Raw genomic sequence first — 13,222 nt, 5'->3', positions numbered from 1 at the left:
GGGGGGGGCGCGCGCCGCCGCGGGGGGGGGGGGGGGGGGGGGGGGCCCGGCGGGGCCGGGGGGCGGGGGGGGGGGGGGGGGGGGGGGGGGGGGGCGGGCGCGCCGGGCCGCGGGCCCGCCCCCCCCCCCCCCCCCCCCCCCGCCCCCCCCCCCCCCCCCCCCCCCGCCGCACGCCTCTCCGCACGGCACCCTTTTGCGGGAACGGCAATGCCGTTTGCGCGCTCCCGGTGCGTCGTCGCACTCTGGCGGCATCCGAGCGGAGAGGCTGAGAACCATGGCGCACCACCACGACCACCACCACAAGCACGAGCACCAGCACGGGCACGACCACGACTGGGCCGAGCTGGCCCCCCTGCTCGAATCCGAGGCGGAGCTGTTCACACCGCTCTACGAGCGGGCCCTGAACTGGCTGGCGAAGGAGGTGACGGAACCGGGACTGATCGTGGACGCCGGCAGCGGCCCCGGTGTCATCTCCTGTCTGTTCGCCGAGACCTTCCCGGGCGCGCGGATCGTGGCCGTCGACGGTTCCGAACCGCTGCTGGAACGGGCCAGGGACCGGGCCGTGCGCCAGGGCGCCGGCGACCGTTTCGACACCCTCGCCGGTGAACTCCCCGATGTGCTCGGCGAACTGGACTATCCGGCCGACCTGCTGTGGGCCAGCCGCAGCGTGCACCACCTCGGGGACCAGGCCGCCGCGCTGGCCGCCTGTGCGGAGCGGCTGGCGCCCGGCGGCACGCTGGCCGTGATGGAGGGCGGTCTGCCCGCCCGGTTCCTGCCCCGCGACATCGGGTTCGGCCGGCCCGGTCTCCAGGCGCGCATCAACGCGGTGGAGGAGGAGCGGTTCGACCGGATGCGGGCCGAACTGCCGGGCTCGGTGGCGGTCGTCGAGGACTGGCAGGCCCTGCTGACCTCGGCCGGCCTGCACCACGCCCGCTCGCGCACCTTCCTCCTCGACCTCCCCGCCCCGGTCACGGACCGCTCCCGTGCCCATGTGATCGCCGCCCTCACCCGCACCCGCGAGGTCATCGGCGAGGACCTGGACGCCGACGACCGCGCCACCCTCGACCGCCTCCTCGACCCCGACGACGAGGCGAGCGTGCACCACCGCCCCGACGTGTTCGTCCTGGCGGCCCACACGGTCCACACGGCGGTACGGCCCGTGTGACGGTCTCCGCGGGCAGTCGCGCCTCCCCCAGTGCCTCAAGGGCCTGGGAGGTGCCCCCAGGGCGGCACGGGTGGGCTGGGGGTGCCCCCTCTGGGGGAGGCGCCCTGTCAGCGCCGGGCCGCGCGACCCACCCCCGCCCCACCCCGGCAGGGTGTCAGCTGTTGACGTCCGCGGGGTCCGATCCGATCCGCCGGTCCTCGTTCAGCGCGCTGATCGCGGTGAGGTCCTCCGCGTCCAGACTGAACCCGAACACATCGATGTTCTCCGCGATCCGGGACGGCGTCACCGACTTCGGAATGACGACGTTCCCCAACTGCAGATGCCAGCGCAGCACCACCTGCGCCGCCGTCCGCCCGTGCTTCTGCGCGATCGCCACGATCGCCGGAATCTCCAGGATCCCCTTGCCGGAACCGAGCGGCGACCACGCCTCGGTCGCGATGCCCCGCTCCGCGTGGTACTCACGCGAGGCGTGCTGCTGCAGATGCGGATGCAGTTCGATCTGGTTGACCGCCGGGACCACCGACGTCTCGGCGATCAGCCGCTCCAGGTGCTCCGGCAGGAAGTTGGACACACCGATGGCGCGGACCCGGCCGTCGGCGAGCAGCTTCTCGAACGCCTTGTACGTGTCGACGTACCGGTCCCGGGCGGGCGTCGGCCAGTGGATCAGGTACAGGTCCACGTACTCGAGACCGAGCTTCGACAGGGACGTGTCGAAGGCCCGCAGGGTGGAGTCGTACCCCTGGTCGCTGTTCCAGAGCTTGGTGGTGACGAAGAGGTCCTCGCGCGGGACGCCCGACTTCGCGAGGGCCCGTCCGGTGCCCTCCTCGTTGCCGTAGATCGCGGCGGTGTCGATGCTGCGGTAGCCGGCCTCCAGCGCCGTCGCCACGGCCGTCTCGGCCTCCGCGTCCGGTACCTGCCAGACGCCGAAACCCAGCTGGGGCATCTCGACGCCGTTGTTCAGGGTGATCGGGGGGACCTTGCTCACGAGCTCTCGATCCTTCGGTTGTGGTCAGGTACTACAAGTGTTACCCCCATCGTCGACGATCACGGCCCGTGGCGCATTCCTGACCGGGAAATTCATGCCTGGTAGAGCGCCTCGACCTCGGTCTCGTACGCCTTCTCGATCGCCCTCCGCTTCAGTTTCAGCGACGGTGTGAGCAGTCCGTGCTCCTCGGTGAACGGCTGTGCCAGGATCCGGAACGTACGGATCGACTCGGCCTGCGAGACCAGGGTGTTCGCCGCGACCACGGCCCGCCGCACCTCCGTCTCCAGATCCGCGTCGCGCACCAGCTCGGCCGGTGACATCCGCGACTTGCCGCGCATCGCCAGCCAGTGCTCGACGGCCTCCTGGTCCAGGGTGACCAGCGCGGCGACGTACGGGCGGTCGTTGCCGACGACGATGCACTGGTTGACCAGCGGATGGTCCCGCACCCGCTCCTCCAGCACCCCCGGCGAGACGCTCTTGCCGCCGGAGGTCACCAGGATCTCCTTCTTGCGGCCGGTGATGGTGAGATAGCCGTCCTCGTCGAGGGAACCGAGGTCGCCGGTGGCCAGCCAGCCGTCGTGCAGGGCCTCGTCGGTGGCCTCGGGGTTGTTGAGGTAGCCGTCGAAGACGTTGTCGCCGTGCAGCCAGATCTCGCCGTCGTCCGCGATGTGCACGGTGACCCCGGGGATGGGCCGGCCGACCGTCCCGTACCGGGTGCGCTCGGGCGGGTTGGCGGTGGCCGCCGCCGTCGACTCCGTGAGGCCGTACCCCTCGTAGACGTGCACGCCCGCGCCCGCGAAGAACAGCCCGAGCCGGCGGTCCATCGCCGAACCGCCCGACATGGCGTGCCGGATCCTGCCGCCCATCGCCGCCCGGATCCTGGCGTAGACGAGCTTGTCGAAGAGCTGGTGCTGCATCCGCAGCGCCGCGGACGGGCCGGGCCCGGTGCCCCAGGCCCTCGCCTCCATCGCGTCCGCGTACCTGACGGCCACCTCGACGGCCTTCTCGAACGGCCCCGAGCGGCCCTCCCGCTCCGCCTTGCGCCGCGCCGCGTTGAACACCTTCTCGAAGACGTACGGCACGGCCAGGAAGAACGTCGGCCGGAACGCGGCCAGATCGGGCATCAGCGCCGTCGCGTTCAACTGCGGCTGATGGCCGAACTTCACCTTCCCGCGGATCGCCGCGACCTCCACCATCCGCCCGAAGACGTGCGCGAGCGGCAGGAACAGCAGTGTCGCCGCCTCGTCGCCCCGGCGGGAGTGGAACACCGGCTCCCAGCGCTCGATGACGGTGTCCGCCTCGTACATGAAGCTGCCGTGCGAGAGCACACAGCCCTTGGGGCGGCCGGTGGTGCCCGAGGTGTAGATGATCGTCGCGACGGAGTCGGGGGTGACCGCCTGCCGGTGCCGGTGCACCACCTCGTCGTCGAGGTGCGCGCCCGCGTCGTACAGCTCCTGCACCGCGCCCGCGTCGAGCTGCCACAGCCGGCGCATCCGCGGCAGCCGGTCGATGACGGTGGCGATCGTCATCGCGTGGTCCTCGTGCTCCACGATCGCGGCCGTCACCTCCGCGTCGTACAGCATCCACAGGCACTGCTCGGCGGAGGACGTGGGGTAGACGGGCACGACCTGCGCGCCGATCGTCCACAGCGCGAAGTCGAAGAGCGTCCACTCGTACCGGGTACGGGACATGATCGCGACCCGGTCGCCGAACCGTACGCCGCCCGCGAGGAGGCCCTTCGCGAGGGCGAGCACCTCGTCGCGGAATTCGGCGCCGGTCACGTCCCGCCACCGGCCGGTGGCGTCCTTGCGGCCGAGCGCGACGCGTGACGGGTCCTCCTCGGCGTACCGGAAGACCACGTCGGCCAGACCGCCCACCGGAGGCTCCAAGGCCGACGGAGGGCTGGTGAACTCGCGCAATCCCGCTCCCCGCTCCTCGGCGCCGGAATGGTGCGGCGACGCCCTCGTCCCGCACGGCGCCGTGAAAGCTACCCCACGCGGACGGAGGACGGGAGGGGAGCGGGAGCCGGGCGGAGTTCTCGTCCGCACTGGTCAGGGGAGGAAAATGCGCTCACATGGGGAAGGGCCGGACAGAAACCTGACCGAGGAGTAAGTTTCGGTGGAGCAATCTCCACCGAATCCGTACGACCTCATGACCGTCCCTTGAGGCGCCACACGGCCCCCACCGGGTCCAGCGTGCGCGGTGGCCGGAACGTCACCGCCGCCCGTCCTGCCCGCCCCGGTGCAGCCGGTCGCCGCCCGCGAGGATCGCCGACGCCAGGGCGTCCGCCGCGCCCTGCGCGGAGGGACGGCGCCGCCCGTGCACCACCACGAAGTCCACCTCGCCCGGTTCCGGCAGCCCCGCCCGCTCCGGCATCCGCACCAGCCCCGGCGGGATCAGCCCGCGCGAGTGCACCATCACCCCGAGCCCGGCGCGGGCCGCCGCGAGCAGCCCGTTGAGGCTGCCGCTGGTGCACACGATGCGCCACTGCCGGCCCTCCCGCTCCAGCGCCCGCAGAGCGAGGGCGCGGGTGATGCCCGGCGGCGGATAGACGATCAACGGCACCGGGCGGCCGGTGTCCAGCCGCAGCCCCGGCGCGCCGATCCACACCAGCTCGTCGTGCCACACCAGTTCGCCCCGCGGATCCTCGGGCCGCCGCTTGGCCAGCACCAGGTCCAGCCGTCCCGCCGCCAGCCGCTCGTGCAGGATGCCCGACAGCTCGACCGTCAGCTCCAGATCGACCTCCGGATGCTCGTGCCGGAACCGCTCCAGGATCTCCGGCAGCCGGGTCAGCACGAAGTCCTCCGACGCGCCGAACCGCAGCCGTCCGCGCGGCCGGGTACCGGTGAAGAACTGCGCCGCCTGCTCGTGCACGTCCAGGATGCGCCGCGCGAAGCCGAGCATCGCCTCGCCGTCCTCGGTCAGCTCCACCGAGTGGGTGTCCCGCGTGAACAGCTGCCGCCCGGTGGCCTCCTCCAGCCGCCGCACGTGCTGGCTCACCGTCGACTGGCGCAGCCCGAGCCGCCGCGCCGCCTGCGTGAAGCTCAGGGTCTGCGCCACCGACAGGAACGTCCGCAGCCGCGTCGGGTCGTACATGCGGCCAGGGTAGCGGCGGTCATCGCGAAACGTGATGACAGTGAGAGCGGTATACCGGATTCCCGATCACGGCGGGAGGGAGCAGGATGGGGAGGGGACACCCGTGAACACCCGCGCACCGAGTACCTGAGCAAGTGGAGCACCGTGAAACGCCTGCGCCGGCCGAGTCGGCTGCCGATCGACCCGTACATCCTGCTGCTGCTCGGGACCGTGGGCCTCGCCGCGCTGCTCCCCGCGCGGGGGACCGGCGCGGACATCGCCTCCGGCGCCTCCACCGCCGCGATCGCCTTCCTGTTCTTCCTCTACGGCGCCCGGCTCTCCACCCGCGAGGCCCTGGACGGGCTGAAGCACTGGCGGCTCCATGTCACCGTGCTGGCCTGCACCTTCGTCGTCTTCCCGGTGCTGGGCCTGGCCGCCCGCGGACTCGTCCCGGTGTTCCTGACCGACCCGCTCTACCAGGGCCTGCTCTTCCTCACCCTGGTCCCCTCCACCATCCAGTCGTCGATCGCGTTCACCTCCATCGCCCGCGGCAACGTTCCCGCCGCGATCTGCGCCGGCTCCTTCTCCTCGCTGGCCGGCATCGTCGTCACCCCGCTGCTCGCGGCGACGCTGCTGGGCGGCGGCGGGGGCGGGTTCTCCGCCGGGTCGGTGGTGAGGATCGTGCTCCAGCTGCTGGTGCCGTTCGTCGCCGGGCAGTCGCTGCGCCGCTGGATCGGCGGATTCGTCTCCCGGCACCGGAAGGTGCTGGGGCTGGTCGACCGCGGCTCGATCCTGCTCGTCGTCTACACCGCGTTCAGCGAGGGCATGGTGCAGGGCGTCTGGCACCAGGTGAGCCCCGCCCGGCTCGGCGGACTGCTCGCCGTCGAGGCCGTCCTGCTCGCCGTGATGCTGCTGCTGACCTGGTACGGCGCCAAGGCGCTGCGGTTCGGCCGGGAGGACCGGATCGCGATCCAGTTCGCCGGCTCGAAGAAGTCGCTGGCCGCGGGGCTGCCGATGGCGAGCGTGCTGTTCGGGGCGCAGGCCTCGCTGGCCGTGCTGCCGCTGATGCTGTTCCACCAGACGCAGCTGATGGTGTGCGCGGTGATCGCCAAGCGCCGCTCGCACGACCCCGTCGGGGAGGCAGAGGTCACCGTCCCGGACCGGGCCGGACACGCACGGTCCGGGGCCGGTACGGGGACGCGTTCCGGCTGAGCGGTACCGCGTCCCCGGTGCTCTTCGGCCGGTCCGGTCGCGGCCGGGCACCGGCCGCCCGGGTCCGCGGAGCCGCCCGGGTCCAAAGGGCCCCGCGCTGAGGCGGGGCCCCGCGGCGCAGGGGGCGCTCCCCGCCGGCCGGGGCCCCGCCGCCGTGCAGCGAGGGGAACCGGTCAGCCCCGGGCGGCCGCGGCCCGCAGGGCGATACGGTCCTCACCCGCGTACACGTTCATGGAACCGCCCCGCAGGAAGCCCACCAGGGTCAGCCCCGTCTCCGCCGCCAGGTCCACGGCCAGCGAGGACGGCGCCGAGACCGCCGCCAGCATCGGAACGCCGGCCATGACCGCCTTCTGCGCCAGCTCGAACGAGGCCCGGCCGGAGACCAGCAGGATCGTCCGGGACAGCGGCAGGTCCCCGCTCTGCAGGGCACGGCCGACCAGCTTGTCGACCGCGTTGTGCCGGCCCACGTCCTCCCGCACGTCGAGCAGCTCGCCGGCCTCGTCGAACAGGGCCGCCGCGTGCAGGCCGCCCGTGCGGTCGAAGACCCGCTGGGACGCGCGCAGCCGGTCGGGCAGGCCCGCCAGCAGTTCCGGCTCCACGCGCAGCGCGGGGGTGTCCGCGATGGGATGGCGGGCCGTCGTGCGCACCGCGTCCAGGCTGGCCTTGCCGCACAGACCGCAGGAGGAGGTGGTGTAGACGTTGCGTTCCAGCGTGATGTCCGGGATCACCACGCCGGGGGCCGTCTTCACGTCGACCACGTTGTAGGTGTTGGAGCCCTCGGCCGTCGCCCCGGCGCAGTAGACGATGTTCCGCAGGTCGGAGGCGGTCGCGAGGACCCCCTCGCTCACCAGGAACCCGGCCGCCAGCGCGAAGTCGTCGCCCGGTGTGCGCATGGTGACGGCGAGGGGCTTGCCGTTGAGGCGGATCTCCAGGGGTTCCTCGGCGACGAGCGTGTCCGGGCGGCTGGACACCGCTCCGTCCCGGATGCGGAGCACCTTGCGTCGTTCCGTGACTCGTCCCATGTTCCCACCAGTTCCGCTCAGTCCCGGTTCTGTACGTGCTGATAGCCGAAGCGGCCCTTGATGCACAGGTTGCCGTGGGTCACCGGATTGCCGTGCGGCGAGGTGACCTTCACGATCTCATTGTCCTGCACGTGGAGGGTGAGGCTGCAGCCCACACCGCAGTACGCGCACACGGTCGTCGTCTCCGACTGCCGCGACTCGTCCCAGGTACCCGCTGCCCGCATGTCGAACTCCGACTTGAACGACAGGGCTCCGGTGGGGCAGACCTCGATGCAGTTGCCGCAGTACACGCACGCCGAGTCGGTCAGCGGGGCGTCGTGCTCCACGGCGATCCGGGCGTCGAAACCGCGGCCCGCGACCGAGATCGCGAAGGTGTTCTGCCACTGGTCGCCGCAGGCGTCCACGCACTTGTAGCAGAGGACGCACTTGTCGTAGTCGCGGACGTACAGGTCGTTGTCGAGCTTCGGCTCCTCGTTCAGCCGGGCCGCGTCCGGGCCGAAGCGGTCCGGTTCCGCCTCGTACTCCTTGAGCCACTCGGTGACGCGGGGAGTCGTCGACAGGTCGACGGAGGACGCGAGGAGTTCGAGCACGACCTTGCGGCTGTGCCGGGCCCGCTCGGTGCCGGTGCGGACCTCCATGCCCGGCTCGGCCCTGCGGGAGCACGCGGGGACCAGGGTGCGGGAGCCCTCCACCTCCACCACGCAGACGCGGCAGGCGTTCCTGGGGGTGAGCGTGTCGCCCTCGCAGAGCGTCGGGATGTCCTTTCCGGCCGCCCGGCAGGCGTCCAGGATCGTCGCCCCCTCGGGCGCCCGGACCGGCTCGCCGTCCAGGGTGAACTCCAGCAGGCGGCGGGGGATCCCCAGCGGTGTCACGGTCATTCGTACGCCCCCAGACGGTCGATGGCGGATTCCACGGCGTTCCACGCGGTCTGCCCCAGACCGCAGATCGAGGCGTCCCGCATGGCGCGGCCGACCTCGCGGAGGAGGGTGATGTCGGAGGCGGCGCCGGCGCCCGTGCGGTCGACGATCCGGTGCAGTGCCTCTTCCTGGCGGACGGTGCCGACGCGGCAGGGGACGCACTGGCCGCACGACTCGTCGCGGAAGAACCGGGCGATGCGGAGGAGGAGGCGGGGGAGCGGGACGGTGTCGTCGAAGGCCATGACGACTCCGGAGCCGAGGGTGGTGCCCGCTGCCCGGGTGCCTTCGAAGGTGAGGGGGATGTCCAGCTCGTCGGGGCGGACGAAGCCGCCGGCGGCTCCGCCGAGGAGGACCGCCCTGAGGTTGTCGCGGACCCCGGCGAGGCGGAGGAGTTCGCCCAGGGTGGCACCGAAGGGGAGTTCGTAGACGCCGGGGCGGGCGACGCTGCCCGAGACGCAGAAGAGTTTGGGGCCGGTGGAGTGCTCTGTCCCTGTCGCCGCGTACGCCTGGGCGCCCATGGTCAGGACGGGCAGGACGTTGATCAGGGTCTCCACGTTGTTCTCGACCGTCGGTTTGCCGAACAGGCCCTTCTCCACCGGGAAGGGGGGCTTGGCACGGGGCTCGCCGCGGTAACCCTCGATGCTGTTGAAGAGGGCGGTCTCCTCGCCGCAGACGTACGCGCCCGCGCCGCGTCTGATCTCCATGTCGAAGGCGTGGCCCTGGCCGAGGACGTCGTCGCCGAGCAGGCCGCGGGCGCGGGCCTGGGTGATCGCGTGTTCCATGCGGGCTGTCGCTCGCGGGTACTCGCCGCGGAGGTGGAGGTAGCCCTGGTGGGCGCCGGTCGCGTACGCGGCGATCGTCATGGCTTCGACGAGTGCGTACGGGTCGCCCTCCATGAGGACGCGGTCCTTGAACGTGCCCGGTTCGGATTCGTCGGCGTTGCAGACGAGGTAGTGGGGGTGGTCCGGCTGGGACGCCGTGGCCTGCCATTTGCGGCCGGTGGGGAAGGCGGCGCCGCCTCGGCCCAGGAGGCCGGAGTCGGTGACCTCGCGGATGACGGCGGCGGGGCCCAGGGCGAAGGCGCGGCGGAGGGCGGTGTAGCCGCCGTTCGCCCGGTAGTCGTCCAGGTCGGTGGGGTCGGTCGTGCCGATGCGGTGGAGGAGGGTGAGGGCGGGGTGCCCCGCCTGGGGGACCGCGGTGGTGGGCGGGGGTTCGGGGGGTGCGGTTTCGGGGGCGGTGGCTGCCTGGATCGCGGCTTCGGGGCTGGCTGGGGCGCATACGGCTGTGGACCTTGTTGTTTCTCGCCCCCGCCGCCCCTTCCCTCCCCCACTCCCGGCTTCGCTCGAGCGGGAGGTGCCCCCATCGTCCCCGGGGGCTTTGCCCCCGGACCCCCCGTTCGGCCCTGAACGGGCCTCGTCCCCAATCGCCGGACGGGCTGATTCGCCGGCCCGGATCACCAGTGCTGCCGGTGCTCTTTCGCACAGGCCCAGGCAAGGGCTCTGCTCCACCTGGACGCCGGACTCCGGGCCCAGGCGGGCCTCCACGTCGGCGCACAGCTCGGTCGCGCCGGCCGCCGTGCACGCCAGGTCCGTGCACACGTGCAGGACCGTTGCCGGGCGGGGGCGGAGGGAGAACATCGCGTAGAAGGTGGCGACGCCGTAGGCCTCCGCCGGGGGGACCGTCAGGCGGCGGCACAGGTAGTCCAGGGCGCCCTCGCTGATCCAGCCGACCCGGTCGTTGACGGCGTGCAGCCCCGGCAGCAGCAGGTCGCGGCGGTCGCGGGCCTGACGGCCGCCGCGGGCCCAGCGCAGGTCCGCGTCGGAGCGGTCGGCGCCCTCCCAGGAGGACTCGGGCGGGCCGAGCAGGGCGTCGACGGCAGCGCGTTCCTCGTCCGTCGGCTTGCTGTCACCGAAGTGCAGGTCCATGGGTGCTCACCTTCTCGATCCGGATCGCCGACGCCTTGAACTCCGCCGTCCCCGCGATCGGGCAGTTCGCCTCGATCGTCAGCCGGTTGGTGTCCACCTCGTCGGGAAAGTGGAACGTCATGAACGCGAGGCCCGGCCGGAGTCCCGTGTCCACCCAGACCGGCGCCAGCACCGAACCGCGCCGCGAGGTCACCCGCACCTCCTCGCCGACCACCACCCCGTAGCGTTCCGCGTCCTCCGGGCACAGCTCGACGTACTCGCCGCGCCGCAGGGGAGACGCGAAACCGCCGCTCTGCACACCCGTGTTGTAGGAGTCGAGGCGCCGGCCCGTGGTCAGCCGGATCGGGTACCGCTCGTCGGTGAGGTCGACCGGCGGGTCGTGCCGCACGATGCCGAAGGGGGCCGGCCTGCCGCGCCCGGCCGGGTCCGGGTCCCACAGACGGCCGTGCAGGTACGTCGGTTCGAGCGCGCCCGTGCTCGGGCACGGCCACTGGATGCCCTGGTGCTCGTCCAGACGCTCGTACGTCATCCCGTAGTGGTCCGGGGAGACCGAGCGCAGCTCGTTCCACACCGCCTCGGCGTCCGCGTACTTCCAGTCGTGGCCGAGGCGGGTGGCGAGGTCGCAGAGGATGTCGATGTCCTCGCGCGCCTCGCCGGGCGGGACCACGGCCCGGCGCACCCGCTGCACCCGGCGCTCGCTGTTGGTGGTGGTGCCCTCGGTCTCCGCCCAGCCGGCGGTCGCGGGCAGGACGACGTCCGCGAGTTCGGCGGTCTTCGTCAGGAAGATGTCCTGGACCACCAGGAAGTCCAGCTCCCGCAGGCGGCGTACCGCCTGTTCGCTGTCCGCCTCCGACTGGGCCGGGTTCTCACCGATGCAGTAGACGGCCCGCAGGGAGCCGTCCTCCATGGCCTCGAACATCTCCGTCAGGGTCAGCCCGTGGTGCGGCTGGATGACGGTGTCCCAGGCAGACTCGAACTTCAGCCGCGTGCCGGTGTCGAGGATGTCCTGGAAGCCGGGCAGACGGTTGGGGATCGCGCCCATGTCGCCGCCGCCCTGCACGTTGTTCTGGCCGCGCAGGGGCTGCAGCCCCGAGCCGTAGCGGCCGACGTGGCCGGTCAGGAGGGACAGGTTGATCAGGGCGCGGACGTTGTCGGTGCCGTTGTGGTGCTCGGTGATGCCCAGGGTCCAGCAGAGCTGGGCGCGCTCCGCGCGGGCGTAGGCGTGCGCCAACTCCCGTACGGCCGCCGCCGGTACGCCCGTCACCTTTTCGGCCAGGGAGAGCGTCCATGGTTCGACGAGCGCCTCGTACTCCTCGAAACCCGTGGTGGCCCGCCGGACGAACGCCTCGTTGACCAGGCCCGCGTGGATGATCTCGCGGCCGATCGCGTGTGCCATCGCGATGTCCGTGCCGACGTTCAGGCCGAGCCAGCTCTCCGCCCACTCGGCGGTGGACGTCCGGCGCGGGTCGACCGCGTACATCCGGGCGCCGTTGTGTATGCCCTTCAGCACGTGCTGGAAGAAGATCGGGTGCGCGAAGCGGGCGTTGGAGCCCCACATCACGATGACGTCGGTGTGCTCGATCTCCTCGTACGACGACGTGCCGCCGCCCGAACCGAACGCCGCCGACAGGCCGGCCACGGACGGGGCGTGGCAGGTGCGGTTGCAGGAGTCGACGTTGTTGGTGCCCATGACGACCCGGGCGAACTTCTGCGCCACGTAGTTCGTCTCGTTGGTCGCGCGGGAGCAGGAGAACAGGCCGAACGCGCCGCGCGCCGCCGCCAGGCCCCGCGCGGTCCGCTCCAGCGCCTCGTCCCAGCTCGCCCGGCGGAAGGGCGCGTCGCGCGAGTCCCGGACGAGGGGGTGGGTGAGACGGGTGTAGGTCTTCGGGCTTCGGTCGCGTTGCCTGCGGGCGGGTTTCCTCATGCGGCGCTCCTCAGCGCGAGCAGGTCCGACAGGGCGTGCACGGTGCGCAGGGTGGGCACCGGGACACCGGTGATCCCCGCCAGCTCGACGACGGCCGCGAGCAGGACGTCGAGTTCGAGCGGCTTGCCGCGCTCCAGGTCCTGGAGCGTGGAGGTGCGGTGGTCGCCGACCTTCTCCGCGCCCGCCAGCCGGCGCTCGATGGAGACGCCGACCTCGCAGCCGAGGGACCCGGCGACCGCCAGCGTCTCGGCCATCATCGTCTCGATGACCTGCCGGGTGCCGCCGTGCAGGCACATCTGCCGCATGGTGGCGCGCGCCAGGGCGCTGATCGGGTTGAAGGAGATGTTGCCCAGCAGCTTCAGCCAGATGTCGCCCCGCAGATCCGGTTCGACCGGGCACTTCAGGCCCCGGCCCGCATCGCCTCGCCCAGGGCCAGACAGCGCGCGGAGACACTCCGGTCGGGCTCGCCGATGGAGAAGCGGGTGCCTTCCACATGGCGTACCACGCCGGGCTGTTCGAGTTCGGTGGCCGCGTAGACGACGCAGCCGACGGCCCGTTCGGGGGCGAGCACCGCACTGACCGCGCCGCCCGGGTCCACACTCTCCAGGCGGCGGCCGTCGTAGGGTCCGCCGTGCCGGTGGAAGTACCACCAGGGGATGCCGTTCTGGGCGGCCACGACGGTCGTGGTGTCGTGCAGCAGCGGCTCGATCAGCGGCCCGCACGCCGCGTACGAGTTGGCCTTCAGACCCAGGAACACATGGTCGACCGGGCCGACTTCGGCCGGGTCGTCGGTGGCACGGGGGTGCGCGGTGAAGTCACCGCGCGGACTGCGCACCCGTACTCCGTACTGCCTCATGGCCGCCAGATGCGGTCCACGGGCGATGAGATGCACGTCGGCGCCCGCACGGTGGAGCGCGGCACCGACGTAGGCGCCGATCGCCCCGGCGCCGAGGACTGCGACTTTCATGGCGAGGGTAGCTCCGTCCGGTCGAGGGAC

The 13,222-nt window shown here is 72.3% G+C and carries 9 protein-coding genes and 1 pseudogene; 2 read left to right on the top strand and 8 right to left on the bottom strand.

What is annotated here, in order from left to right:
- Positions 1 to 274 precede the first annotated feature (274 nt).
- A complete protein-coding gene (locus tag ACIA6T_RS19470; RefSeq protein ID WP_399447708.1) occupies positions 275 to 1,165 on the top strand; it encodes a class I SAM-dependent methyltransferase in 891 nt (296 codons plus the stop codon).
- 154 nt (positions 1,166 to 1,319) lie between these two features.
- Here ACIA6T_RS19470 and ACIA6T_RS19465 read toward each other — a convergent pair whose 3' ends face one another.
- From ACIA6T_RS19465 to ACIA6T_RS19455, 3 genes are all read right to left on the bottom strand, one after another.
- The gene (locus tag ACIA6T_RS19465; RefSeq protein WP_399447717.1) at positions 1,320 to 2,108 is read right to left on the bottom strand and encodes an aldo/keto reductase; all 789 of its coding nucleotides are present in this window, start codon (positions 2,106 to 2,108) and stop codon (positions 1,320 to 1,322) included.
- Positions 2,109 to 2,242: 134 nt separating this feature from the next.
- Positions 2,243 to 4,069: an AMP-dependent synthetase/ligase gene (locus tag ACIA6T_RS19460; protein WP_399447707.1), complete on the bottom strand. Its 1,827-nt coding sequence runs from the start codon at positions 4,067 to 4,069 to the stop codon at positions 2,243 to 2,245.
- A 295-nt stretch (positions 4,070 to 4,364) separates the two neighbouring features.
- Positions 4,365 to 5,246, bottom strand: a complete 882-nt coding sequence (locus ACIA6T_RS19455) for a LysR substrate-binding domain-containing protein (protein ID WP_399447706.1) — start codon at positions 5,244 to 5,246, stop codon at positions 4,365 to 4,367.
- A 144-nt stretch (positions 5,247 to 5,390) separates the two neighbouring features.
- On the opposite strand from ACIA6T_RS19455, the gene ACIA6T_RS19450 reads away from it, so the two are divergent.
- Positions 5,391 to 6,437, top strand: a complete 1,047-nt coding sequence (locus ACIA6T_RS19450; RefSeq protein WP_399447705.1) for a bile acid:sodium symporter family protein — start codon at positions 5,391 to 5,393, stop codon at positions 6,435 to 6,437.
- Between the two features lie 173 nt (positions 6,438 to 6,610).
- Here ACIA6T_RS19450 and fdhD read toward each other — a convergent pair whose 3' ends face one another.
- From fdhD to ACIA6T_RS19425, 5 genes and pseudogenes are all read right to left on the bottom strand, one after another.
- On the bottom strand, positions 6,611 to 7,459 hold the full coding sequence (gene fdhD, locus ACIA6T_RS19445) for a formate dehydrogenase accessory sulfurtransferase FdhD (RefSeq protein WP_399447704.1): 849 nt from the start codon (positions 7,457 to 7,459) through the stop codon (positions 6,611 to 6,613).
- A 17-nt stretch (positions 7,460 to 7,476) separates the two neighbouring features.
- The gene (locus ACIA6T_RS19440) at positions 7,477 to 8,337 is read right to left on the bottom strand and encodes a 2Fe-2S iron-sulfur cluster-binding protein (RefSeq protein ID WP_399447703.1); all 861 of its coding nucleotides are present in this window, start codon (positions 8,335 to 8,337) and stop codon (positions 7,477 to 7,479) included.
- Complete coding sequence (locus ACIA6T_RS19435) at positions 8,334 to 10,301, bottom strand: NAD(P)H-dependent oxidoreductase subunit E (protein ID WP_399447702.1); 1,968 nt, start codon at positions 10,299 to 10,301, stop codon at positions 8,334 to 8,336. Before ACIA6T_RS19435 ends, ACIA6T_RS19440 begins: the two co-directional genes overlap by 4 nt.
- Positions 10,282 to 12,225 carry a molybdopterin oxidoreductase family protein gene (locus ACIA6T_RS19430; protein ID WP_399447701.1) on the bottom strand — a complete coding sequence of 648 codons (1,944 nt, stop codon included), beginning with the start codon at positions 12,223 to 12,225 and terminating at the stop codon, positions 10,282 to 10,284. The genes ACIA6T_RS19435 and ACIA6T_RS19430 overlap by 20 nt, the downstream gene beginning before the upstream one ends.
- Positions 12,222 to 13,192: pseudogene (locus ACIA6T_RS19425) on the bottom strand (2-dehydropantoate 2-reductase). Before ACIA6T_RS19425 ends, ACIA6T_RS19430 begins: the two are co-directional and overlap by 4 nt.
- Positions 13,193 to 13,222 lie beyond the last annotated feature (30 nt).

Source organism: Streptomyces sp. NPDC051740 (assembly GCF_044453165.1).
GTDB classification, from domain to species: domain Bacteria; phylum Actinomycetota; class Actinomycetes; order Streptomycetales; family Streptomycetaceae; genus Streptomyces; species Streptomyces atrovirens.
This window is presented reverse-complemented; position numbering and strand designations above follow the sequence as displayed.